Genomic DNA, 24772 nt, shown 5'->3' with positions numbered 1-24772 from the left:
ATTTCTTAGCGTCGATTTAAATACTTTGTCATGTCGTGAATAGGCATATTTATGCCCCCTATTTAAGCGAAGATAGCCTTTCACAGTTCTCTTCCATCTATCTTTTTGTTATGAAGGATCCAGAAAGATGAAGCAAATAGATTTAATAAATATACGGCATAATACGCTTGACGAGGCTCGCGCCTCAGTAGCGAACGCACTTGAACAACGCCAACAGAACTATTCTCTTAGTGCTGAACTTTATAATGATCCGCATACATTTCGTATCGACATGGAAGAGATCTTTAACAAAGAGTGGCTATTTGTTGGTATGACCAGCGAGATCCCCAAAAAGGGCGATTACTTCACCGTCGAAATCGGTCAAAACCCCGTTTTCCTCGTACGTGATGGCGACGGTAATGTAAATGCCTTTCACAATACCTGTCGCCACCGTGGCTCTGTCATTTGTACTGAACATCGAGGCAAAGTAGCAAACCTAGTGTGTCCTTATCACCAGTGGACCTATGATTTAAAAGGCAACCTCTTGTTCGCTGGGACGGAAATGAGCAAAGACTTCGATATGAAAAAACATGGACTCAAACCGGCCCATTGCAAAACGGCTGGCGGGTTTATCTTTGTTTGTTTAGGAAAGGACGCCCCTGATGATGGTTTCGACGACTTTTTAGCCACATTAGATGAATACATGGCGCCTTATGATGTAGAAAATACCAAGCTTGCCGTCGAATCCAACATGTATGAACAAGCGAATTGGAAGCTCGTCATCGAAAACAACCGAGAATGTTACCATTGCGCCAATAACCATCCAGAATTGCTTAACACCTTACTGGAATGGGATGACACCAACGACCCTCGGGCTCCTCAGGACTTCCTCGACCACTATCAATCTCAAGCCGACAAATGGGACGCCGAAGGCATTCCTCACAAACACCAAAGTTTTGGTAGCCGACAGCGCAACCGCATCGTGCGCATGCCCCTTAAGAAAAACACCAAAGTGATGACCATAGACGGCGAAGCAGGCTGTCAGAAGATGCTGGGGCGCATTAAAAACCCAGAGCTTGGTTCCATGCGTATATTGCACCTACCTAACTCTTGGAATCATATGCAATCCGACCACTTTATCGTCTTTCGAGTGTTGCCAATTTCCCCACAAGAAACGATGGTGTCCACAAAATGGTTCGTCCATAAAGACGCTATCGAAGGAGTGGATTACGACCCTGAACGACTACGCCAAGTCTGGGACGCTACTAATGACCAAGATAGAATACTGGGTGAGCGCAATCAGCAAGGTATCAACTCCATTGGCTACGAACCTGGCCCCTATTCCGAAACCTATGAATTTGGAGTGATTAACTTCTTGGATTGGTATTCAGACACCATTCTCAAAAACTTGAAGCGTTAAATATGTAACCTATGTGTGGAGTCATTGCACTCCACACATACAACCTCTTCTTAAACCCCTACAGCTTTTCTCCACATGCTTACCTTTCACCTGCAAGATAAGAAGCGCAACACCAAGAAGAGAGCCTTTGTCAGTAACGGCTTTTAGTGATAACCAGAGACCTTTGCACGATGTCACGAGCGACGCCAAAACGCGGCAAAAACAGACGAGAAAGCGGAGTTTATAGCTATAAATGAGCATTTTGAGCCTGTTTTTAACAAAGTATTGGCAAGCGCAGTAGTCGTGCAAAAGTCTCAACCAATAGAAATAAATCAACATACAGTCCATAAAAAAACGCTTTAACTCAAATCGAGTTAAAGCGTTTTTTTATGGACTTTATTAGATTACAGATACGCCTGCATGATGTTTTTGACTTCAGGGAGGATGGTGGCGTTACTTTCTATAAGCTCTTTGCAAACTAGTTTGACGAAATACATTTGCTCTGGGCACTCATTTAACCAAGACACAAGACAAGTATCGACTTCTTTTAAGTCTTTAGCAGTATCCACTGGTGCACCAATACCGATGAGTTTCTCTTTAAAATCCACTTCATCGACTAAATCTACGATCATCATTTCGTTTACTCCCTTCCCCAACGAATAGCATATATCTAACGAATAACATTTTCTTCAATTAATAGGTCAAAAATAGCCTTAGCTTTCTCAGCAGCGCTTTCATTTTTCATGACTTTACCAGAGCCGCCTTGTGGTTTCGCCGTGGCGGCTTTAAACCGATCTGCCGCCGTCTTAGCCTTCACGGTTTTCAAACGCTTAGGACGAGGTTTCGCGGGAGCCTCTTGCCAATTTACACGAATTTGGTCCACTTCACCATGCGTGTTTACACTTTCCATACGAGCACGCTGACCTGGCCCAAATGCACTTTGGCGAGCTGGCGCAGCCGCATTATCAACACTGGCAATGAAGGGCAACTTAACCGTTACGGAACGGCGTTGACCACGAGGCAATGCTAGCAACACTTCAGCAACACCGTCTTTAATGGAAACAATATCCGCCACGCGAGCCACGACTGGCCAGCCGAGCTTTTCCGCCAACAGGTAAGGCACCATGCCAGAAGACTCACCACTTTCTGAGCGAACACCTGTGAGCACAATGTCAATCTTCTCTTGTTGCAAATAATCACTTAGCGCAGGAACGGCATCCGCCGTCTCATCTTGCTTCAAGACAGTCATAGCAGGTAATCCCATACCGGCATATTGACGAAGCACTGGCTCCTCTGGATTACCAACATGCAATACAGAAAGCTTTTCACCCGCGAGTTTCAAGCCAAGCTCAACACCACGACCATCTTGCTCAGCACGACGAGCGCGCCCCGATTGAGGATGACGACCAATTGATACCAAAGAAACAACGTTAGGCTGCATCGCTTTGCTCCTCTTGTGAACCCTTCTTACGAGCTTGCGCCAACAACATTAACTCAGCCAAAATTTCTTCGCTGTCACCAATGACACTCAAGGCGGCACGCTTCACCATGTCACACCCCGCGTCCGTGTTGATGGCAACCACTTTGTCACATTGACCAATACCCTGCATATGCTGGATCGCACCAGAGATACCTACAGCAAGATACACACGCGCCGTCACCCAAGTGCCCGTCGCACCAACCTGGCGGAAACGGGGCATAAAACCATCATCCACCGCAACCCGGCTGGCCCCTTCAGTAGCACCAAGAACCGTTGCTGCTTTGTGGAATTGATCCCAATTATGAATGCCGTTACCCGCCGAAAGAATAAACTCGGCTTCGGCAAGCGGAATGGCGCTAGGATCAACGTCCATCAAACCTTTGTCTTGTAACGCAGGCTCACTCATCGAGATACCATCCACCTCAATGGCAAGTGCTTCATGACGCGTTTCGTCAATGGCTTCACCACATTCTTCCAATAGCATAAGAATGCGTGGTGTTTGTCGGGCGATATCAAGGCTACCACCAGCTCCACGACAGACCGTTTTCTCACTAGACACTTGCCAGGCCTGGGTGGCTGGGCGCTCACCTAGACGAGCCGCCAAGCGCGAGCCTAAATCACTACCGCCATGAATACTGTCTGGGAACAGCCAGTGCTTAGGCGCCAATTGAGATTCAATATGCGTCAGCGCGGTTAATCTTGCCTCGGGCGCAAAGCCTTCGTACTCGCTAGCGGATAAATGAATCAAGCGATCCACACCAGCTAAATCATAATGCGCCTCTTTGCTCTCGCCAAAGCACACCGCCACCACAGCGCCAGTACCTTCAATCGTTGAGGCCATGGTATGTGCTAGACCGAGAATATCCTTATCGTGACCGGATAAACGACCACCGATCATATCCGGCACCACCACAATGTAGAAATCAGGATTGTCCACTTTATGAAGTGGCAGTACCGTCTCTTGGTTCGCCGCAGAACGCTTGTTGCCTACGCCCGCTACAGCGTTGCCTTTTAAGCGATCAATACGTTTGAGGCCATTCGGACCAATGAACCCAACTTGGTGAGGATTCTTGCGAAGAAGGCCGCTTGGTCCTCTCACCTCTCCTTGTACAGCATTAGCCACCGAATCATGGAGTGGATGCAGCCTGTTACGGGCAATCCACTCTCTGCGAGGGTCGCGTCGAATGATGTCGCTCATTAATGCACCTCTTCAATCAATTGTCCGGCGAGAATTTCGGCAATGTCTTTTACTTCTGGGCGTGGTTCAACCACCCCTTCCAGCATAGCAGTACATTGCTGACAACCAACGGCAACCAATTCTGCGCCGGTTGCTGTCACATCTTCCATACGCATATCCGCAATACGACGTTCACCGGGGATATCGGTAATCGGCGCACCGCCACCACCGCCACAACAACGTGAACGGAATCTAGAACGCTCCATTTCAGCAACCTCAATACCAAGGGAACGCAGCAAGTCTCGTGGTGCTTCGTACTCACCATTGTAACGGCCTAAATAACATGGATCGTGGTAGGTCACTTTGCCACCTTTAAACGTATCCAGTTTCAGAGCACCAGCCTGAACCAATTGATTCAAGAACGTCGTATGATGAAGCACTTCAACACCCTTTAATGCCCCCTCGGTATCAAAGTCCGCGTACTCATTACGCAAACAGTGGTAAGCATGGGGATCCGTGGTAACAATTTTCTTGAAAGAATATTGAGATAAGGTAGCAAGGTTGCGTTTTGCTAAACTTTGGAACGTGGCATCATCCCCAAGACGACGCGCCACATCACCACTGTCACGTTCTTCATCCCCTAGGATAGCAACATCAACATTCGCCGCTTTCATCAATTTCACGAATGAACGTAAGATACGCTGGCTACGCATATCAAATGCACCATCCGATACCCAAAACAAAACGTCCGCCTGTTTTTTCTCTTTCATCACGGGCAAGTTTTGATCCGCCGCCCAGTTAGTGCGACTGCCCGGTGCGTAACCATTTGGGTTGTCCGTCGCGATAATGTTTTCGAGAACTTCCGCCCCTTTATTAGGTGTATCGCCCTTTTCCATGGTTAGGAAGCGGCGCATATCGACGATCGCATCGACATGCTCAATCATCATCGGGCATTCTTCAACGCAGGCACGACACGTCGTACAAGACCATAATGTATCCGCTTCGATCAAACCCGCTGTAATAATGTTGTTCGCCCCACCTTTGGCATGACCAACTTCTTTACCTGGGTAAGGACTACCGGCGTACTTCGCATCCGTACCACCAGCAAGACCCACCACCATATCTTGAATCAATTTTTTCGGGTTAAGGGGCTGACCCGCTGCAAAGGCAGGACACATAGCCTCGCATTTACCACACTGCACACAAGCATCAAAGCCAAGCAATTGGTTCCATTTGAAATCACTTGGCTTAGCAACACCGTGTGACTCGCCCCCTAGTTGTGCCGGTTTTAGCCCGGTGGATCGACCACCACCAAAGCGCTCAGGACGACGGTGAAACGCAAGATGCAAGGCTCCAGCAAAGGCGTGCTTCATGGGACCACCCCAGCCCATGCCGAAGAGCAACTCTCCTAAACCAACGATGACGCCTACACTCAGAATCAATGTCAGTAGTACACCGCCAAACCCTTCTGGTAGCACACCTGCCACAGGCAGAGTTAACACAATAAAGGTGAGCGCAAAGGTAATCAGGCTCTTAGGCAAACGCATCCAAGGGCCTTTGGATAAACGCGAAGGCGGATTCAAACGACGCTTGAAAACAAAAAATGCGCCACAAAGCATAAGCACCAAAGCGCCCAACAGTAGCCATGCGACAATTTTTTGCTCTACGTGAAAAACATACACCGCAATGACAAGCACCATAGACAACACAAAGCCGCCCGCTGTCGCAACGTGTGTTCTAGACATGTACTTGTCACGTTCAACAACATGGTGCAAATCGTTAAGGTAACGCCCTGGCATCGCCATCAGGCCAGCAATGAAATTCACTTTTTCAGGCTGCCCTGCGCGCCATAGGCTGATACGGCGCAAGGCACCGATAACGCCAAGTGCCAGAAGCACAACAATCAGAATAGAAGGTAACCAGTCGATAACCATCTTTCACCCTCATCTAGTAAAAGCGGGGGCAGCTTTGCTGCCCCTTGGGTTCAGTTTCAGTTGGTTTAGTTGAGTACGGCTAAACGTTAAAGGTCTTTGCACAAGCGCAGCGCATCATACATGGCGGCGTGTGTGTTGCGTTGAGATACGCAATCCCCCAAACGCCACAAGATCATGCCATCGACTTGTTCAGACAACACGGGCTGAGGCTTAATATCAAACAATGCTTCAACATCAATCTGCCCCTTGTTGTAAGACGCTTCTTTCAGAGCGTAGTACAGCTCTTCATTAGGACGAGTACCGTTCTCAATCACTATTTGATCTACCACGCGCTCTTCTTGCTGACCGGTATATTCGTTCTCAAGTACGGCCACTAAGCTGCTGCCTTCGCGATACACTTTTTCAAGGATCATGTCAGATGTCATGATCACTTCTTTCTCGTATAACGAGCGGTAGTAAGTTGGGAAGGTCGTACCACCGATACCCACACCGGGTTTGATATCATCAGTGACCAGCTCAACCAAAGACCCTTTAGACGCCAAGTAATCCGCCGCCGACATACCCGTGAATTCACAAATAGTGTCGTAAATTAAAACGTTTTTACCGGGTTCGACTTTGCCACTTAGAATGTCCCAAGAAGACACACAAAGACCTTCGGCTGCACCCCACTCTGGGTTTTGCTCAACAAACGGACGACCGCCTGTTGCAAGAATACAGACATCTGGCTTGAACTCTTTAATCAGCTCTTCATCAGCTGAAGTGCCAAGACGCACATCCACACCTAGACGATCCAGCTCCATCACCAACCAACGCGTAATACCTGCAATCTGGTCACGCTGTGGCGCTTTAGAAGCCAAGGTGATTTGACCGCCTAACTCTTCAGCACGCTCAAGTAATGTCACCTTGTGTCCACGTTCTGCCGCAACACGTGCCGCCTCCATACCGCCAGGGCCACCACCGACAACAAGGATATTGCGGATAGGACCGTCAGTCTTCTCGATAATATGAGGCAACCCCATGTACTCACGAGAGGTCGCTGCGTTTTGGATACACAGAACATCAAGACCTTGGTATTGACGATCGATACAGTAGTTTGCCCCCACACATTGACGAATTTGGTCAACCTGATCCATTTTGATCTTCGCGATAAAGTGAGGGTCAGCAATGTGAGCACGTGTCATACCGACAAAATCCACATAACCCGCTTCGATAATACGCTTCGCTTGGTTAGGGTCTTTAATGTTTTGCGCGTGAATAACAGGCACACTCACGACTTCTTTAATGCCCGCTGCCAAATGTAAGAATGGCTCGGGGGGATAGCTCATATTGGGAATAACGTTTGCTAAGGTGTTGTGTGTATCACAACCAGACCCCACCACACCGAAGTAGTCGATAAGACCCGTGTCGTCGTAGTACTTAGCAATTTGCTTCATGTCTTCGTGATTTAGACCATCTGGGTGGAACTCATCCCCCGTGATACGCATACCCACAACAAAATCTGGGCCGACTTCATCACGAACCGCTTTCGCCACTTCAAGACCGAATTTCATACGACCTTCAAATGTGCCGCCCCATTCGTCAGTACGCTTATTCACACGAGGCGACCAGAATTGGTCAACTAAATGTTGGTGAACGGCAGATAATTCAACACCGTCCAAACCACCTTCTTTAGCACGACGTGCCGCTTGCACAAAGTCACCCACAATACGCCAGATTTCTTCCACTTCGATGGTTTTACAGGTTGCACGGTGAACGGGCTCACGAATACCGGATGGCGACATTAAGTTCGGCCAGTTTTCGCCGTCCCAACGGGAACGCCGTCCCATGTGAGTAATCTGAATCATAATCTTGCCGCCGTGCTTGTGCACCGCATCCGCAAGATTTTGGAAATGAGGAATAATACGATCCGTCGATAAGTTGACGGAGCTCCACCAACTTTGAGGGCTATCAATAGACACCACACTGGAACCACCACAAATACACAAGCCACAACCGCCTTTGGCTTTTTCTTCGTAATATTTCACATAACGGTCTGTCGTCATGCCGCCATCAGTCGCATATACCTCCGCGTGAGCCGTACTGACAATACGGTTACGTATGGTCAATTTGTTGATGTTTAATGGCTCAAATAACGCATCATACTGGGACATAACAAGACCCCCGTCCTTATAAAAAATACCAAACTAAAAATCTAAAAAAACACAAGAAAGCGCTCCCTGGTTTTGCGAGCGCATTGGCTGTGAAAATTTACAGAGGAGACACTTCAAAATACCCTACATCGCAGCCTTCTTCTGCGGCGCTTTGTGTTTGGATCGCTTGAGTGCGAATCGTCAACCCCTGACTTTTAGCCACTTGATCTAACGCACCAGCAAACCAGCCAGTAAACATGTAATCCACCTTGCGGTTGACCTTTTTACCGTGGATTTTTTCGTAGTGATAAACAAAAGCGGAATTTTCTAAACGCACTTTTGCAGTGCCTTTTTCAACATCTAACGCCTCTGTGATAAAAAAGCCCCAGCCACGTTGAGATAAGCGTTTCAAATAGTGATGCCACACTTCATCACCCGTAAAACCATGGCACTCGGCTTCTTGTTCACACCAAAAATAGGCGGATTTGTAACCAGCTTTATAGAGGATCTCAGCGTAACGATCAGCACCAATCTCATCCTCTATTCCCATATGGTTATTAACAAAAAAGTGACGTGGCACATACAGCATAGGCAAAGCGTCTGTTGTCCAAACACCGGTTTCATCGTCTACTTGGATGGGCATTTCAGGGGCATGTGAACTCATTTTACTTCCTCATTAAACGGTCTATTTTTTGTAACTTGTCATATCTAACTGAGTTTCGGCGGGTAGCGTGACTATTCGCCCCAGACTTCGCGCAGCAAGTTCACCCAGTTCTCACCCATGATTTTGCAAACTTGGCGCTCACTAAAACCATGTTTTAACAAGGCTTCCGTCAAATTTGGAAACTCACCAACCGTACGAATGCCTTTTGGATTAATGATCTCACCAAAACGTGTCAACCGACGGGCATAGCCCTTGTCATGGGTAAGGTATTCAAAAAAGTCTTCGCCATGGCCTTGAGTAAAATCTGTACCAATGCCAATCGCATCTTCCCCTACGATGTTGTAGATGTATTGAATGGCTTCGACATAATCGTCAACCGTGGCATTCACCCCCGCTTTTAAAAACGGTGTAAACATCGTCACCCCAACAAACCCGCCATTATCGGCAATAAACTTAAGTTCTTCGTCGGAGCGATTGCGTGGGTGTTCTTTCAGACCAGAAGGTAAGCAATGAGAGTAAGCAACCGGCTTTTTAGACTCGATAATGACTTCTTTAGCGGTGTTTGGACCAACATGTGATAAATCACACAGCATGCCGACACGATTCATCTCAGCCACAATTTCGCGACCAAAGCCAGAGAGCCCCCCATCACGCTCGTAGCAGCCAGTACCTACTAGGTTTTGTGTGTTGTAGCACATCTGCACAATGCCCACGCCAAGATCTTTAAAAATCTGCACGTAGCCGATTTGGTCCTCAAAAGCGTTAGCATTTTGAAAACCCATCATCACGCCTGTTTTGCCTTCTTCTTTAGCGCGGTAAATGTCTTTGGTTGTGTAAACCTTGGTCAGCAAATCACTGTTGGTATCAATCAGCTGATTCATCTGGGCAATATTACGTACCGTACCTTCAAAGTTTTCCCAAAAGCACACAGTACAATTAGCGGCCGTCAACTTGCCCTTTGCCATGTCTTCGAACAACTCACGATTCCAATTCGCACAAATCAAACCATCGATCACAATAGCGTTATCATGTAATTCTGCTGCGTTCATTGTTTTTCCTTACCTCTCGGTGTGGGGCTTTTAATCTAGTTATAAGCAATGAACTCAGTGTAATTTCTCGGTTGGTGGGATAGATGGCTGGAAACGACTATAGGTAGACTAAAAGCGACGAATCGCGACAGCCCCCCCTTTCACCCCAATGGGCATCACACATTCCCTCCCTTTATCTTTTTTAAGAGGAAGGTTATGCTTTTTTCTAGGCTACAATCTATGTCTTTTGAAATAAGAGCGTTGCAGCTGAACCCGCAAAATGCGTAAATTTTATGCTATCGCGCTTTTATTTTTACTAAAACATTCTTAGGATAAGCATTCGTTGAAGTAAGATGCTAGGGCATTTCTTGAAATGCATTAAAAATCAGCTACAGACAAGGAGAAAGGAATTAATGTCGAAGACTTATTCATGGCACCAGAAGATTTATTTAGATTAGGCAATGCAACAGGCCCAAGGCTAGATAATATTCGACGGCCAAAGGATGTAGATACAACTGAAATCAACGGTATTCTTGTTGTTATTGCAAATGGTAAAGGTATTTCCCTGTCGACTAAAGACCGTATTGAATCAACACCAATGTCTGGATGGGTTTGGAAAATACCTAAAGGAACATCTGTTCCTGTTGGCCTTAAACTTCTAAATGACCGACCAGGACATTACAGCATAGCCCCAACATCTAATATTCCCTTAGACGAATTCAAAGGACTACTATCAAAATTGGCCCTAAAATGCCAAAAAGTATTTAAAAAGCAGATTGTATTATGACATATATTAAAGAACTTACTATTTCCCTATGCGACTGGGAAACAAGAATTATTCTTGAGTCTATTAACCAAGAAGCCTCGCGCCTAAAGTATATTTGCGAACACTCGAAAGACGAAGATGAAGCAGCAGACGCAGGAAATGATTATTTAGAGGTTATTGGGTTCAAAGAAAGGCTAGAAAAACAAGCAGTAGAGCTGTTTGGCCAACAAATAAAAGATTTTAGCAGAGAAGTTTTATGATTATTCACTCATAGAAACTCCATCTCCATCGACAGACCGCTATAACAAAATACCGTATGTTAGCGTTCTGCCTAAGTAGTACAAAACTAATAGGCTCATGCTACTAAATAAAGGCCGCCAATTACTTGGCGGCCTATCTGGTCGTCCCTGAATAATTTTCAACCTATTGAAATGCAATGTATTTTGTATAATGCTAAGGACTAAAATCTCGCCAATAATGGCGCTTTAGCCCTAAAAAGTTGCAGAATCAGTGAGTTTTTATGAAGCCTCGTCAAACAAAGCAAGATCCGCAGAAGGATTTATTCCGGCCTCAGCTAATCGATATTATTAACCCCAACCATGCACTCGTTCGGTTGGCTAAAGTGCTGGATTGGGATCGGTTGGATACCGAATTGGGGACGCATTTCGCGACGGTTGGCGCAGCGGCTCTGCCGACTCGCTTGATGGTAGGGCTACTGTATTTACAGCATTTGTATAATTTGTCTGATGAAATGGTCTTAGAGCAATGGCTTGAATCGCCTTACTACCAATACTTTTGCGGCGAAACCTTTTTTCAACATGACTTCCCGTGCCATCCAACCAGTCTTGTTAAATGGCGAAAACGGTTAGGAGAAGAAGGATGTGAATGGCTGCTTACTCAGACAATACAAGCGGGGCTAAAGCTAAAAGTGATCAAGTCTGCGAGTCTAAAGCGTGTGATTGTTGATACCACGGTACAAGAAAAAAACATCACCTTCCCAACCGATGCCAAACTCTACAACAAGGCACGACAGCAACTCACTCAAGTGGCAAAAGACCTCGCTATCACACTAAGACAAACCTATGACAAAGCCTGCCATGAGTTAATGCCAAAGATTGGACGCTATGGGCATGCCAAACAATACAAACGAATGAGAAAGGCGATTAAGCAAGTCAAAGGCTTCTTAGGGCGGGTATTGCGGGACATTGATCGGCAAGTAAAGCGACAAGGATTAACACTTACCCAAAAGCAAGAAGACATTCTCAACCAAGCTTATCGATTACTAAAACAAACGCGTCAGAGTAAAAACAAACTCTACAGCCTGCATGAACCCAATGTGGACTGTATCTCCAAAGGCAAAGCGCATAAACGCTATGAGTTTGGTGTGAAAGCCAGCATAGCTGTGACGGCTAAAGAATCCTTTATTGTGGGCGCAAGAAGCTATCCTAGTAATCCGTATGATGGGCATACCTTGAAAGACCAACTTCAACAAGTGGAAACCCTGACAGGAAAAAAACCGGAAACCTGTTTTGTTGACCGAGGATATAAAGGATCGGGCGTGGAAGACATTAAAGTCTTGGTTACAGGTCAAAAACGCGGTGTACCCAAGAAAGAGAAACGCTGGATGGGAAGACGAAACAGTGTAGAACCTATCATCGGTCATTTAAAATCCGATGGTAAACTCAGACGGTGCTTCTTAAAAGGCATACTAGGCGATGCGATGAACGTGATCTTAAGTGCCTGTGGCCAGAACCTACGTAAGCTACTGAAGTGGCTTTATTGCTCCCCATATTTTGGGGCATTTTTAAGGCGATTATGGTTGAAAATAATTTTTCCAACGGAAAATTCTAAAAATAGCATGGCGCTTCTTGCTTGAAGCGCCATTATTCAGGGGCGACTAAGTAAAAGATCTTTTTCAACGAGAAACGTGTGTCCGAGGTTTTATACAACTCGCTTTAGAGGTGTGAAAAGATATTCTTAACCGACTCTGAAACGCCACAAGATCACACAACTTTGCTTCATCAACATATTTCTTTGAGAAGATCAGGATGCAGTTGATTATAGGTTGGGGTAAAAGAAAAAGTAGCATTTAAAGGAATTAAAAAAAATTTTCACACCCCAATTATACTATTTATACACCAACGAACTCTTTATAGGTAAAATCAACCAGAGGTGTAAATTTAATACCGGTTAAACTGTGGGTATTGTAGGCATTAACAAATGCATCATTACAATAAAACTCCGCACCTCCTAGCTTACTCTTAAAAATAGCTTTTTTATCTACATCATCACTTTTAAAAACAATGCTTTTATAGCCAACAGGAAGCCCATCAAAATAATCCCTTTCACTTAAAATCAAATCTTCTTCACCAAACACAAGAGGATTGAAAAGGTATTTTAAGTCTCCTTCAACATTAATTTTCAAAAACTCACCATACAAAGAAAGTAATTTGAATAATGTATCATGTGCTTTTTCGCTAAAAACAATCAGACCAGCAAGAATATTAATATCAAAGTTGGCCTCCTTAGCATCTAGCAAATAGTTAAAGTGCATCGCCTCAGGCCAAACCTCAGATAAAGTATTATTTTCATGATGTATATTCATCAAATAATGTAATGGATTGATACCACTTCTCATTTTGGGTTTGATTTTTTCCGCGACTTTAAAATAGTCAAAGTCAATTATATCACATACATTTTCATAGTTTCTTGGAACGTAAATCAAAAATCACCATCCTAAGCCTTATTTTTAGGCATCATTACATTCTGTGGCATTGTTCCCATTTTAATCTTTAATTTAACTTGTCTCAACAAATTCACATATTGGGTTTTATTAACTTGAACTCTTAATGTATCCGATATCCACAACTCATAGTTATGTCTATGTAGACGTCGATGGGAAATAGTATCAGCCGTTGCCCAATCAAAATCTTTACCCTTCTCAGTACCATATAACCACACCCCATTCATAGGATCATTGATCCCTATTCCATGAGCATGTAATTGTAAGCGAGCTCTAAGCAGAGGCATTGCTACGAAACGACCTTTTCCTGGAATTATATGATGAGCTTCATGCTTAACTGTCGGCTTAGGCTCTCCAATCGCAGTCAAAAATCTAGCAAGTTTAGTAGTTGGATGGTGATTTTCTTTAAATAAAGTTTCTTCATCCGATAATTCGTTAGCAGCTCTGTACGCGTCTAAAGATTCTTGTATCACAGTAATAGACTCCAACCTCTTACGCTCTTTTTCAAGATGATTATAGTCTTGATTTAATCTATTAATGACTTCTGCATCTTTCGAACCTTTCAGTTTTGCTTTTTTGTCATAAAAAGCTTTGGCTTTTAGCTCATAATTGTAAATAGCCATTTCTAGAGGAGTAGGATTAGATGGGCGATCAGGTTGAGGATAGATAGTGAATGGTTGCAAAGTAATCTCCTCAAGATAGCAGTTTACCAGCTAGTCCTTCCGTTCAAACTCAGTGGCTTAGAACCGCCAGTCTACTCCACCCTGATGAATTAAGTCCCTTCCACAAGAGGCCAGAATGGGACGATTCTTTTGGTTACAATCAATGATTTTGAAACGCCATAGCATCTCGCCAAACAGCGGCGTTGCCACATTTAGGCCGCCTTCTCTATAATGTTTGCTATTCCAACAATCCATGCAGTTTTACAAGGCGGTATTAGATGCAGGTTATGTCGTTTTTTTCTAAGGTGATACTGGTGGTGATGTTGGTCGCCATCTCAGGTTGCAGTTCATCTCCAACAGGGCGTAAGCAGTTTGCGGTGTTACCTGATAGCGAGATGAATAAAATGGGAGTAGCATCTTTTTCATCTATGAAACAAGAAACACCAGCTTCTTCTAATGCAAAACTCAACCAAGAAGTGCAGTGCGTTGCAGACACCATCATTGCAGTTTTACCCGCCCCGTACCGCAATCAAAAATGGGAAGTGGTATTATTTAACGATAAGCAGGTTAATGCATTTGCCTTACCGGGTTATAAAATTGGGGTATACACAGGGCTACTGAAAGTTGCGAAAAACCCATCCCAATTAGCTGCAGTCATTGGTCATGAGATCGGCCATGTGATAGCAAGACACAGTAATGAACGAGTATCAACACAACTCGTCACGAGCCAATTATTATCCTTAGGCTATCAAGTCAGTGGTGAAGAATCCGCCGAGAAAACAGCACTTTTCCAAGCCTTAGGTATTGGGGCGCAAATCGGTATCATTTTGCCGTTTAGCCGAACACAAGAATCAGAAGCGGATTTACTCGGCTTACAATACATGGCAAAAGCGGGGTTTGATCCGAGAGAAAGCGTTAAATTATGGCAAAACATGAGTAAAGGCAGTACCAGTCAAACACCTGAATTATTATCGACCCACCCTGCCAATGCTTCTCGTATTCAACACTTACGAAACAATATGCCTAACAACCTCGCCATTTATGAAGCCTTGGTCGCGAAACATAAACAGGCGCAATGCAGCGCATAGAAAAGGCCGCCAATTGCTTGGCGGCCTATCTGGTTTCGCTGGTCATAATACGCCCCTTTTATCTACCTTGTTTGGCTTTCAAAAACGACACCAGTTCGTTTTCCTTGATGACCTCTATCTGCTTACCCCGCCGGATAGAGAGGCTCGCTGTTTTGGCTTCTTGCGCGCCAATGATAATGATATTGGGGATTTTCAGCTCAAAGCCGCGTTTAATTTTACGACCAACAGAATGCTCACCAAACTCACATAAAACGTTGATATCTTGTTGCTCTAGGTTGACGCGTATTTGATTAGCGTAGTCTAAGACGGAATCATCCACTGTCACTAATGCAACGGGTTGTGGATGCACCCATTCAGGCAATACACCTTGCGACACTTCTAGCAGTATGCCGATCCATCGTTCTATCGAGCCATATACTGCTTGGTGCAAAATAATGGGGCGTTCCACTTCGCCTTGGTCATTATTGAATTCTAGGGCAAAGCGCTCTGGCAAATTGAAGTCCAATTGGACCGTTCCACATTGCCAAATTCTTCCCATGGCGTCTTGTAATGCTAGCTCTATTTTCGGCCCATAAAACGCCCCCTCACCGACTTGGATTTCATAGGGTACCTTTTCTGCCTGACAAGCCGACTTAAGTATCTCCTCCGCGCGGCGCCAAGTCGCCTCATCACCTAGAGCCTGCTCTGGTTGAGTGGAGATCTTCACCTCTAAGGCTTGATAACCGTAGTCGTTATAAATTTGTTTAGCGCGCTTAAGAAATAAGCATATTTCTTGTTTAGCCTGAGACCAAGCACAAAAAACATGGGCATCGTCTTGAGTAAACTGTCGTAAACGTAGGCTACCATTTAACGACCCAGACGATTCATTACGATGCACTAAACCAAATTCAAACAGCCTAAGTGGTAAATCTCGGTAGCTGTGTACACCTCGTTTATACATCAGTATATGAGCAGGACAAGACATCGGTTTCAACGCATATTCTTGATCACCGTTTTGCTCGCCACCAAAGAACATATCGTCTGCATACATAGCCATATGACCTGAAACCTGCCACAGGGACTTTTTCATAAGCTGAGGCGTACGCACTTCTTTAAAACCATATTGGCGATAACAGCGTCGCATAGTAAGCGTTCATTCTACGCCGTTATTTCATCCCATCTTTTTGCACTCTAAACTGGACTCCGTTTTCATCTCATCACCGATAACGGAGTCCAACCCATGACCAAACCCTATACCCGTCGTTCTTCTTCTGAATGGCAACAAATCATTGACGATCAAGCCGAGTCTGGCTTATCCGCCCCTCAATACTGCGAACAGCATCAGGTGAGTTACGCCAGTTTTAGTAAATGGCGTCAGCATTTTTCGGGAACTAAAGCCTCGCCAGATTCTAGTCACTCAGACTTTATCGATCTCAGTCAGGTGCCCACTCTCTCAGGTACTGGACGTTGGAACATTACCTTGTGTTTAGGTGATGGTGTTGAGCTTCGATTGAGTCGTGACTGATGTTCCTGCCCGATCCCAATGCTAAAATTTGGTTGCATACCCAACCCACAGATATGCGTAAATCCTATCGTGGCTTATTAGGGCTGATCAAACAACACCTCAAAGAAAACCCACTCATCGGGTATTTTGTCTTCATTAACCGGCGCAAAACCCAGATGAAAATCCTCTATTTTGACACCTCTGGTTATTGCATTTGGTGTAAACGACTGTCGCAGGGGCAGTTCAATTATGCGTCATCAGAAAACGCTAAACACGCCCTAAGTGTGATTGAATTGCAGCACCTCTTAGCGGGCATAAAAGTCGAAAAATATCGTCAATTTAAACGCTACAAGCGAGCATCATGACAAGTTGGATGGTATAATCCAACCCCATGAATGACGCCACTTACCGACCTATTTTACCCTTCAAAAACATCGACTTGCTTCACACGAATGAGGTCGAAAAACTGCGTGCTGAAAACGAAGCTATGTCTTCAAGAATCCGCCAATACGAAGCGGAAGTGCACATGCTAAAGCGTGAGTTATTTGGGCCGAAAAGCGAACGTCGTACCTTACTCACACCAGATCAACAAGCCCTCGCTGATATCGTGGGTCCGATGTCAGCCGAACCAACCCGCGTAGAAGAAGAGTCTATCGTTGAGAAGGACAAACCTGAGTCTGCCAATGTTCGTGGCAAAGCGCCCAAGTTTCGTAAAGGCAATGAAATTAACATCACCGGATTGCGTTTTGATGAGTCTATACCGGTTCGTGAAAAGGTTATCTTAGCGGACGAATTACAAGGCCCCAATGCGCACGAATACGAAGAAGTCGGCTTCAAAGACGTCAGCCGCATCGTACAAAAAACCAGTGCCTATGAAGTCGTCATCACCAAACGTCAGGTGGTGAAGCACAAAACCAGTAAACAGCTCATTACCGCGCCACAGCCGGATCTGATTTTTGACAGTTCCCTCGCGGATGTGAGTTTTATCGTTGGCTTACTGGTTAATAAGTTCTTGTATCACTTACCCCTTTATCGTCAACACCAACAGCTTAGCGCTTCCGGCATCACCCTCAGTCGTGCAACGCTCACAAACCTCACCAAACGCGGGATCGAACTGTTACGACCCATTGTGGTAGAGCAACTGATTAGTGTGCTGGACAGCAAGGTACTGGCCATGGATGAGACACCGATAAAAGCCACCCGCCAGCCTGGGGTAGGCAACCAACCCGGCAAAATGAAGCAAGCGTATTTTTGGCCCATCTATGGCGAGCAGGACGAAGTGGTGTTTACCTTCTCCCAAAGCCGTGGCATGAAACACATCCAAGACTTACTGGATCATGTTTGGCAGGGTACCTTACTGACCGATGGTTATGCCGCTTACAGTCGTTACGAAGCCACCTCACCGGAGGTCACTCATGCTCAGTGTTGGGTGCACATGCGTCGTCAGCTACTGAAAGCCGAAATGGAAGAAACCGAGGCCGTCACCCACGCGCTGAACCTGATTGCCGCCTTGTACCAGTACGAAAGCCATATCAAACAGAAAGGTTGGTCAGATGAGAAAAAACAAGATTACCGAGTGCAACACAGTAAGCCCTTAGTGGATCAATTTTTTGCCTTCTGCGAAGAACAAACCCAACGGGCTGACCTATTACCAGACGATACCTGGATGAAAGCGTTGAACTACACCTTAAAGCGCAAACGCCAACTGATGGTCTTTTTGGAAAATCCAAACGTTGCCATGGACACCAACCACCTAGAGCGAGAGATAAGACCCATCCCAATGGGTAAGAAGAATTGGCTCTTCTGTTGGACAGAACTGGGCGCCGAACATGTCGGCATCATCCAAAGCTTGATCAGCACCTGCAAGCTGCACGACATCGACCCCAACGTCTACCTGACGGATGTCCTACAACGAGTCAGCCAGCATCCAGCCAAAGACATCGCGGACTTAACACCAATACGATGGAAGCAACTGTTCGCAGACAACCCGTTGAAATCGCCCTTACTCTGAGTCAGTGGCTATCAATGATAGCCCTAGAATGAACGCTTACGCTTTAACAGGCGAACTTCCGCTTCATATTGGCGGATAGTGACAGACATGGCCTCGACTTCGGCACGTAACTTATCGACCTCATTCGTGTGAAGCAAGTCGATGTTTTTAAACGGTAAAATAGGTCGATAAGAGGCATCATTCATAGGGTTGGATTATACCATCCAACTTGTCATGATGCTCGCTTGTAGCGTTTAAATTGACGATATTTTTCGACTTTTATACCCGCCAACAGATGCTGTAATTCCAGTGTACTGAGGGCGTATTTATCGTTCGCTGATTCTTGGTAATGGAACTGACCTTGAGCCAAGCGTTTGCACCAAATGCAGTAACCCGAGGTGTCAAAATAGAGAATTTTCATCTGCGTTTTGCGTCGATTAATGAACACAAAATACCCGATGAGTGGGTTCTCTTTGAGGTGTTGTTTGATCAGCCCTAATAAGCCACGATAGGATTTACGCATATCAGTGGGTTGGGTATGCAACCAAATTTTAGCATTGGGATCGGGCAGGAACATCAGTCACGACTCAATCGAAGCTCAACACCATCGCCTAAACACAAGGTAATGTTCCAACGTCCAGTACCTGAGAGAGTGGGCACCTGACTGAGATCGATAAAGTCTGAGTGACTAGAATCTGGCGATGCTTTAGTTCCCGAAAAATGCTGACGCCATTTACTAAAACTGGCGTAACTCACCTGATGCTGTTCGCAGTATTGAGGGGCGGATAAGCCAGACTTGGTTTGATCATTAATGATTTGTTGCCATTCAGAGGAAGAGCGGCGGATATAAGGCTTGGTCATGGGTTGGACTCCGTTATCGGTGATGAGATGAAAACGGAGTCCAGTTTAGAGTGCGAAAAGATGGGATGAAATAACGGCGTAGAATGAACGCTTACGTCGCATATGTTCTTGTATCTTTTGGAACAAATGCCAGCCATTCGGGTGCCAAAAAAGCATTCCGGGGGCTTGCTGTTCTGAGTGAAATAGATCGAGCTGTTCTGCTAGTTCGCGATGAGTTTTCATTTCTTTCTCCTAATGAAAGACATTGAGTGAAAAACTCTGAGCGAATAACAAGAAATAGACATTAAAAAAGCCCTCTGGCAATTCGCTCAGAGGGCTTTTTTAATCAAACAGCAACTACCCTCCAAACAACCTTGTGGTCGTGGTGGTAGCGGTGTTGCCTTTGAAAAAACAAAATAATCGGTTCATAACCAATATTTTTATCACTTAAACGTCATGATGACAACAACTAAAAATAAATGGTACCGATCCGTCTAGAAGCTCAGCCCGAGTTCCTTTAACGCTAACTCACATTGCTCTGCATTTTTAAATTGTATGGCTGACATACCAACCGCTTCAGCCCCTTCTACGTTATAGGACATATCATCGATAAAAACGGTTTCAGAGGCTGTTAAGTCATATTGACACAACAATAACTGGTAAATTTCTGCTTGAGGCTTCATAACACCAATATTAGCTGATACAACGACACCATCAAATTCTGACCAAAAATCATAAGTCGACTGTAGATACTCCACCGTCTTAACCACATTATCGGTGAGTGCGTAAACACCATAGCCTGCCGCTTTCACACGTTTCAGCAAATCGACGGATCCAAACAACAAAATCTGGGAGTGTTTGACATAATAAAACAGTCGCTCACACTCTAACTCAGACAACCCCATGGACGCCTGATATTGATGCTTGTTCTGCTTCAGTCACTAGTCCTTTATTCAGGTCCGCCCAGATACGACTATGGAAAAGGTCTTTTGCATACTGCTCCAGATCTTCCATGTCACCGAAAGTCAACCTTACTACCTCGATAGGAGACCAACGAACCATCACATTGCCTATATCAAACACGACGTTCTTAACGTTGCCTAGTTGCATCTATTCACCTTCGTCATATTGGCACAGCCGTATAGCAGCCCATCATAGAAAAACCAATCTTACTGAGGATTTTATCGAGACGTTATGTCAAAAAAATGACTTTTTATTTTCTTTAAACCATCGACTATTCACCGTGAGTACTAATGTCACTTTAGAATAAAATTTTGTACCAGCATGACGAATGGAATACTCTTTAATCTAAATCGCATTCTCTTGATATTCATATAAATCGTTCATTTTTTATAATTATTAATTTTTGCGCATATCAGTCTATTTTATAACGCTGAATTTAAGGTTAGCTCTTGTATATCGATTATACCCACTTCCCTGTTAAGTAAACGTTTATATTTAATTAATTCGTCTTTAGGGATAACGGGGACTTCGATGCCTTGATAGCATAATGGTATTGATTTAGAAAAATCTATTTCCAACCTGTGCCACGAGCCATCGACGGCAGATTGAATTTGAGTCTCCTGAGATAAGCCAATTTCTATTTTTTGTGAATGATAGATTAGCTGAAAATACTCTAAATCCCAGCCATATTCAGTGTAGCGCATTAAAGGCTTTGCAAGATATGAAGAAACCCTAGTTAACAGTTTGTTGGCGTCTGAATTACGGATATACAAGTCAATATCGGCAACCTCTCGACTGCCGCCGTGAATGGTTGCCGCCAAACCTCCAACAATCTGGTAGTCGATACCTTCTGACTACAATATTCCCTTAAGCCAACTCAAAACGTTTTTCACTCTATCACTTATCTAGAGACCTTATTCATCTGATGGTAAAAACGTCTGATATACAAACTGGCTAAAGCCCTCAGTTAGCTTTTTTGTATGCCAACCATTGAAAAGTGATGACTTGCAATATTGAAACCTTCACGTAAATAAAACTTATGTGCGGGAAAACGCTGAACACCAGAATCTAAGTGAATTTGTCCACAACCATTTTCCAAAGCATAGGATTTGAACCAATCCATTAAAAACTTACCCACACCACGGGAACGAAACTCAGTGTTGGTAACCAAATCTTCGATGTAAATATGTTTACCCCACGCGAGTTTTTCACCAACGCTGAACCCAGCGACAGCCAACACACCCTCTGATGATTTAACATAGACGACTTGATAGCCATTCGATTGCTGTTTGTCGATTTGAGCAGACAAAGAATCGACATTATAAGTCGTACGAAGTTGTAACAACACTTCCAGTACGGATGCATAATCAGAGTTTTTCTCTAAAAGTTGGACTTCCACTTTTTCTCCCTTTAACAGCTAGATGGAATAAATGAGTATGTTAACGGCTCAATAACACAGGCTCGTATGATTCAACATATCATACTTTTCTTGAATGCAAGAAAGTGGATTTGGGCGTTTTGAACACTAATAAGATGCCCATCACAGTCGTTACAGACTACTCAGCGATAAATTGCCATGGGGCAAACGTGTTTATTCATAAGGCCAAAGCTTGTTATACAGGTAGTCTGAGACCTTTGCACGATGTCACGAGCGACGCCAAGACGCGGCAAAAACAGACGAGAAAGCGGAGTTTATAGCGATAAATGAGCATTTTGAGTCTGTTTTTAACAAAGTATTGGCAAGCACAGTAGTCGTGCAAAAGTCTCAGTCTATATCTTACCAATGACCTTAACGAGTATCAGTTGAACAAATCACCGCTTCATACATCAAGTAACAAGAGAGTATTAGAAGCGCCAATAGGTTCGAGATAATACGATAAGAACGGGGAAAATCTCCAAACGACCAAAGATCATCGCAACACACATCAACCATTTTGCTGGATCTGTCAAACCACCAAAACCAGATGCCGTCTCACCATAGCCAAACCCCATATTATTGATACAGGCAGCGACTGTGCCAAATGCAGTGGGTAAGTCGTACCCCATTGCGACTAATCCCCATATAAAGGCGCAAGAAAAGAAAATAAAGAGAAAGAACAACCCCCATACCGACTGAATTACCCTATCGGAGACAGAGTCACCCCCAACCTTGATTTGATAAACAGCATTTGGATGGATCAACTGATCGATTTCTCTTGAACCTTGGCGGTACAGGAGGAGAAAACGCATTGCCTTGATACCACCACAAGTAGAGCCAACACAACCGCCAAAAAAACTCGCCCCCATAAGTAGCAACACAACTTGAGCAGGCCAATGGGGGAAATTCGCCGCCCCTAGTCCATTATCCGTCATAATGGACACAGCTTGGAAAAACCCATGAACAAGCGAGTCTTTAGCATCAAACGTGCCTGTTCGGTACAACTCAAGACACACAATACTGACTATAATAAATAAGACTAAAATAAAAAAACGGACTTCCGAATTTTTAAAAATAGGCTTAAAGCTGCGATTCAAAATAACGATATAATAAAGAGAAAAGTTAAGTGCCGCTAAAATGGAAAACACGCCGCCCACTATCTCAATCGGTGCGCTATGATAATATCCTAAACTGTCGTCATGGGTAGAGAATCCCCCCAGAGACACTGTCGATAAACTATGACACAAGGCATCAAACCAGTTCATCCCTGCAGCGTAATAGGACAATCCACACAATACAGCCATTGCTGTATAAATCACCCATAAGTTACGAGCGGTATCAGCCAGCCTAGGTGTCAATTTCTCCTCTTTCATAGGGCCAGGCATTTCAGACTGATAAAGCTTTGCTCCCCCTATCCCCAGAAACGGCATGACGGCAACCGCTAAAACGATGATCCCTAGTCCACCAAGAAAGTTGAGTTGAGCACGATAATACAAAATGGACTTAGGCAAAGTATCAATGTGACTAAGAACAGACGCCCCTGTCGTTGTAATGCCTGAGATCCCTTCAAAAAGAGCATCCGTCATTGACAGACCAAGACGACGATCAAGGTACAAGGGCAAGGTACTAATGATAGAAAAGCTAACCCAGAAAATAACAGCAACCATAAAGCCATCTCGGGTTCTTAGGTTCTTATCACCACCATCCGTTGCTTTCCAGCCTATCAAACCAATCGAAAAAGCAATAGCAAACGTAATCAAAAAAGCATGTAGCTCATTTTCTCCGTAGATAAAGCTGATAAGAATGGGAACCAGCATAGAGAGACTATAAAGAAGCACCAAAAAACTGCACAAATGCAATATTGTGCTAAACCTAGAACTATTTCCCATCTACAAACCTGCTCCTGTGAGCCTTTACATTAGTGCGAGCTATAATAAATTTTTAAGGCATAAAATATCTAGAAAAAGAACGAGAATAGCCGTAAAAAAACCGTAAAAAATACCGATAAAGACCTGAGTAAAACGTTAACTCGACTAAAAACACCAAATCCCCCCGCCCTAGCCCCTTGAAGAAAGGGACAGCGACAGCCATCAGTCACCAAGGTCAACGCCTTTTTCGATTCAAACACATCATAAGGTCAGCTGGCCTAAAAGATGTTCGTCCCCTGAGTGCTCCGCTGATCACAATGGCTCCCTGACTATTGCATATTCCGCTGATTCCGGACACCGGTACCGTTTTAATCCGGACACCTTTTTCTCTTCATTTTCTCAGTCTCTAGTTTTACTCCATGTGTCCGGATTGCGCCAGTTTTCTCATCGATTCTCCTCCTAGTTCTATGCGGTGACTGTTGTGGATTAAACGGTCCAGTAAAGCGTCCGCAACCGTGGCATTGCCTATCATGTTGTACCACTCTTTCACTGGCAGTTGACTGATCATGATCGTGCTGCTGGTTTGGTAACGATCTTCTAAAAGCTCTAATAAATGGCCTGCATGATCGGCACTGAGTTTTTCCATCCCCCAGTCATCGAGTATCAGCAGCTGCTTTTTGGCGAGGGCGGCAAGTTGTTTTTGATAGGTGCCGTCTAAGCGGCCAAGGCTGAGGTCATCCAGCAGTCGACTCAGGCGCAGATAGCGAACGCTATAAAGTTGCTCGCACGCCTGTGAGGCAAGGGCGCAGGCAACATAGGTTTTGCCCGCGCCCGTTGGGCCTGTGATGAGGATATTTTGATGCTTTTGCAGGTAACCTCCTGTCAACAGTTCTCCTAGTTGGATGCGCTTTAGTCCACGCCCTTCTTTGTAGAGTAGTTGGCTGGCGCTGGCTTCTACGCGCAGTTTTGCTTGTCGTTTGAGCCGTTCGATTTTGCCATGATTTCTGCCTAGCAGCTCACTGTCAAGGAGCAGTGTGAGACGTTGCTCGAAGTCCAGTTCTCCATAGGTGGTTAACTGTTCTCGTTGTTGTTCTAACGCGGTAACGGCATGACTCAGTCGCAGCATTTTGAGTTGTTCAGTCAGGTGATTCATGTTGTTCTC

Annotated in this window: 28 protein-coding genes; 8 read left to right on the top strand and 20 right to left on the bottom strand. The window is 44.8% G+C overall.

What is annotated here, in order from left to right; genetic code table 11:
* Positions 1-127: 127 nt before the first annotated feature.
* Positions 128-1399 (top strand): aromatic ring-hydroxylating oxygenase subunit alpha, encoded by a 1272-nt coding sequence (locus tag AC0VYI_RS09745; protein WP_475448994.1) that lies wholly within the window; start codon positions 128-130, stop codon positions 1397-1399.
* Between the two features lie 383 nt (positions 1400-1782).
* On the opposite strand, the gene AC0VYI_RS09740 is transcribed toward AC0VYI_RS09745, so the two are convergent.
* The 7 genes from AC0VYI_RS09740 to AC0VYI_RS09710 form a co-directional block, all read right to left on the bottom strand.
* On the bottom strand, positions 1783-2013 hold the full coding sequence (locus AC0VYI_RS09740) for a hypothetical protein (RefSeq protein ID WP_475448993.1): 231 nt from the start codon (positions 2011-2013) through the stop codon (positions 1783-1785).
* Positions 2014-2048: 35 nt separating this feature from the next.
* Complete coding sequence (etfB, locus tag AC0VYI_RS09735) at positions 2049-2819, bottom strand: electron transfer flavoprotein subunit beta (RefSeq protein ID WP_475448991.1); 771 nt, start codon at positions 2817-2819, stop codon at positions 2049-2051.
* The gene (etfA, locus tag AC0VYI_RS09730; RefSeq protein ID WP_475448989.1) at positions 2809-4056 is read right to left on the bottom strand and encodes an electron transfer flavoprotein subunit alpha; all 1248 of its coding nucleotides are present in this window, start codon (positions 4054-4056) and stop codon (positions 2809-2811) included. The genes etfB and etfA overlap by 11 nt, the downstream gene beginning before the upstream one ends.
* Positions 4056-5969 (bottom strand): (Fe-S)-binding protein, encoded by a 1914-nt coding sequence (locus tag AC0VYI_RS09725; RefSeq protein WP_475448987.1) that lies wholly within the window; start codon positions 5967-5969, stop codon positions 4056-4058. Before AC0VYI_RS09725 ends, etfA begins: the two co-directional genes overlap by 1 nt.
* Positions 5970-6055: 86 nt before the next feature.
* Positions 6056-8119, bottom strand: a complete 2064-nt coding sequence (gene dgcA / locus AC0VYI_RS09720; RefSeq protein ID WP_475448985.1) for a dimethylglycine demethylation protein DgcA — start codon at positions 8117-8119, stop codon at positions 6056-6058.
* Positions 8120-8216: 97 nt separating this feature from the next.
* A complete protein-coding gene (locus AC0VYI_RS09715) occupies positions 8217-8762 on the bottom strand; it encodes a DUF5943 domain-containing protein (RefSeq protein WP_475448983.1) in 546 nt (181 codons plus the stop codon).
* Between the two features lie 71 nt (positions 8763-8833).
* On the bottom strand, positions 8834-9811 hold the full coding sequence (locus tag AC0VYI_RS09710; protein ID WP_199478513.1) for a dipeptidase: 978 nt from the start codon (positions 9809-9811) through the stop codon (positions 8834-8836).
* 409 nt (positions 9812-10220) lie between these two features.
* Here AC0VYI_RS09710 and AC0VYI_RS09705 point away from each other — a divergent pair, with 409 nt between their 5' ends.
* The 3 genes from AC0VYI_RS09705 to AC0VYI_RS09695 all read left to right on the top strand — a co-directional run bounded on the left by AC0VYI_RS09705 (position 10221) and on the right by AC0VYI_RS09695 (position 12432).
* Complete coding sequence (locus tag AC0VYI_RS09705) at positions 10221-10577, top strand: Tse2 family ADP-ribosyltransferase toxin (protein WP_475448981.1); 357 nt, start codon at positions 10221-10223, stop codon at positions 10575-10577.
* Positions 10574-10816 (top strand): hypothetical protein, encoded by a 243-nt coding sequence (locus AC0VYI_RS09700; protein ID WP_475448979.1) that lies wholly within the window; start codon positions 10574-10576, stop codon positions 10814-10816. The genes AC0VYI_RS09705 and AC0VYI_RS09700 overlap by 4 nt, the downstream gene beginning before the upstream one ends.
* A 260-nt stretch (positions 10817-11076) precedes the next feature.
* A complete protein-coding gene (locus AC0VYI_RS09695) occupies positions 11077-12432 on the top strand; it encodes an IS5 family transposase (RefSeq protein WP_475447843.1) in 1356 nt (451 codons plus the stop codon).
* Between the two features lie 255 nt (positions 12433-12687).
* Here the strand turns inward: AC0VYI_RS09695 and AC0VYI_RS09690 are convergent, their stop codons facing one another.
* Together AC0VYI_RS09690 and AC0VYI_RS09685 are read right to left on the bottom strand one after the other, a co-directional pair.
* Positions 12688-13281, bottom strand: a complete 594-nt coding sequence (locus AC0VYI_RS09690; protein WP_475448977.1) for an imm11 family protein — start codon at positions 13279-13281, stop codon at positions 12688-12690.
* An 11-nt stretch (positions 13282-13292) separates the two neighbouring features.
* Positions 13293-13982 carry an AHH domain-containing protein gene (locus AC0VYI_RS09685; protein ID WP_475448975.1) on the bottom strand — a complete coding sequence of 230 codons (690 nt, stop codon included), beginning with the start codon at positions 13980-13982 and terminating at the stop codon, positions 13293-13295.
* Between the two features lie 266 nt (positions 13983-14248).
* Between AC0VYI_RS09685 and AC0VYI_RS09680 the strand changes: the two genes are divergently transcribed.
* Complete coding sequence (locus AC0VYI_RS09680) at positions 14249-15049, top strand: M48 family metallopeptidase (protein WP_475448973.1); 801 nt, start codon at positions 14249-14251, stop codon at positions 15047-15049.
* 58 nt (positions 15050-15107) lie between these two features.
* Here the strand turns inward: AC0VYI_RS09680 and thrS are convergent, their stop codons facing one another.
* Positions 15108-16172, bottom strand: a complete 1065-nt coding sequence (gene thrS / locus AC0VYI_RS09675) for a threonine--tRNA ligase (protein WP_475448972.1) — start codon at positions 16170-16172, stop codon at positions 15108-15110.
* Between the two features lie 96 nt (positions 16173-16268).
* On the opposite strand from thrS, the gene tnpA (AC0VYI_RS09670) reads away from it, so the two are divergent.
* The 3 genes from tnpA (AC0VYI_RS09670) to tnpC are packed head-to-tail and all read left to right on the top strand — an operon-like array spanning position 16269 to position 18543.
* Positions 16269-16553, top strand: a complete 285-nt coding sequence (gene tnpA, locus AC0VYI_RS09670; RefSeq protein WP_475443557.1) for an IS66 family insertion sequence element accessory protein TnpA — start codon at positions 16269-16271, stop codon at positions 16551-16553.
* Positions 16553-16897 (top strand): IS66 family insertion sequence element accessory protein TnpB, encoded by a 345-nt coding sequence (gene tnpB / locus AC0VYI_RS09665; RefSeq protein WP_067021190.1) that lies wholly within the window; start codon positions 16553-16555, stop codon positions 16895-16897. The genes tnpA (AC0VYI_RS09670) and tnpB (AC0VYI_RS09665) overlap by 1 nt, the downstream gene beginning before the upstream one ends.
* A gap of 26 nt (positions 16898-16923) precedes the next feature.
* A complete protein-coding gene (gene tnpC / locus AC0VYI_RS09660) occupies positions 16924-18543 on the top strand; it encodes an IS66 family transposase (RefSeq protein ID WP_475443559.1) in 1620 nt (539 codons plus the stop codon).
* Between the two features lie 23 nt (positions 18544-18566).
* Here the strand turns inward: tnpC and AC0VYI_RS09655 are convergent, their stop codons facing one another.
* From AC0VYI_RS09655 to istB, 10 genes are all read right to left on the bottom strand, one after another.
* Entirely contained in the window at positions 18567-18728 is a 162-nt protein-coding gene (locus AC0VYI_RS09655; protein WP_475443561.1) for a hypothetical protein, read from the bottom strand.
* A 26-nt stretch (positions 18729-18754) separates the two neighbouring features.
* Positions 18755-19099, bottom strand: coding sequence for an IS66 family insertion sequence element accessory protein TnpB (gene tnpB, locus AC0VYI_RS09650; protein WP_475444461.1), 345 nt, complete (start codon positions 19097-19099; stop codon positions 18755-18757).
* Positions 19099-19383, bottom strand: a complete 285-nt coding sequence (gene tnpA, locus AC0VYI_RS09645; protein ID WP_475443565.1) for an IS66 family insertion sequence element accessory protein TnpA — start codon at positions 19381-19383, stop codon at positions 19099-19101. Before tnpA (AC0VYI_RS09645) ends, tnpB (AC0VYI_RS09650) begins: the two co-directional genes overlap by 1 nt.
* Before the next feature lie 45 nt (positions 19384-19428).
* Complete coding sequence (locus tag AC0VYI_RS09640; protein WP_475448969.1) at positions 19429-19605, bottom strand: hypothetical protein; 177 nt, start codon at positions 19603-19605, stop codon at positions 19429-19431.
* 251 nt (positions 19606-19856) lie between these two features.
* A complete protein-coding gene (locus AC0VYI_RS09635; protein WP_475448967.1) occupies positions 19857-20261 on the bottom strand; it encodes an HAD family hydrolase in 405 nt (134 codons plus the stop codon).
* Positions 20254-20472: a hypothetical protein gene (locus AC0VYI_RS09630; RefSeq protein ID WP_475448965.1), complete on the bottom strand. Its 219-nt coding sequence runs from the start codon at positions 20470-20472 to the stop codon at positions 20254-20256. Before AC0VYI_RS09630 ends, AC0VYI_RS09635 begins: the two co-directional genes overlap by 8 nt.
* 275 nt (positions 20473-20747) lie before the next feature.
* Positions 20748-21146, bottom strand: a complete 399-nt coding sequence (locus tag AC0VYI_RS09625) for a MazG-related protein (RefSeq protein WP_475448963.1) — start codon at positions 21144-21146, stop codon at positions 20748-20750.
* Between the two features lie 146 nt (positions 21147-21292).
* Positions 21293-21724, bottom strand: a complete 432-nt coding sequence (locus AC0VYI_RS09620) for a GNAT family N-acetyltransferase (RefSeq protein ID WP_475448961.1) — start codon at positions 21722-21724, stop codon at positions 21293-21295.
* A gap of 446 nt (positions 21725-22170) precedes the next feature.
* Positions 22171-23559 (bottom strand): TrkH family potassium uptake protein, encoded by a 1389-nt coding sequence (locus AC0VYI_RS09615; RefSeq protein ID WP_233407711.1) that lies wholly within the window; start codon positions 23557-23559, stop codon positions 22171-22173.
* Positions 23560-24022: 463 nt separating this feature from the next.
* Positions 24023-24763, bottom strand: coding sequence for an IS21-like element helper ATPase IstB (istB, locus tag AC0VYI_RS09610; RefSeq protein ID WP_475443432.1), 741 nt, complete (start codon positions 24761-24763; stop codon positions 24023-24025).
* Positions 24764-24772 lie beyond the last annotated feature (9 nt).

It is taken from the genome of Marinomonas sp. 63XJN7_9_ISO-PGPR-S23-217 (assembly GCF_056173515.1).
The sequence above is the reverse complement of the archived record's forward strand: the minus strand, read 5'-3'. Positions and strand labels throughout refer to the sequence as shown.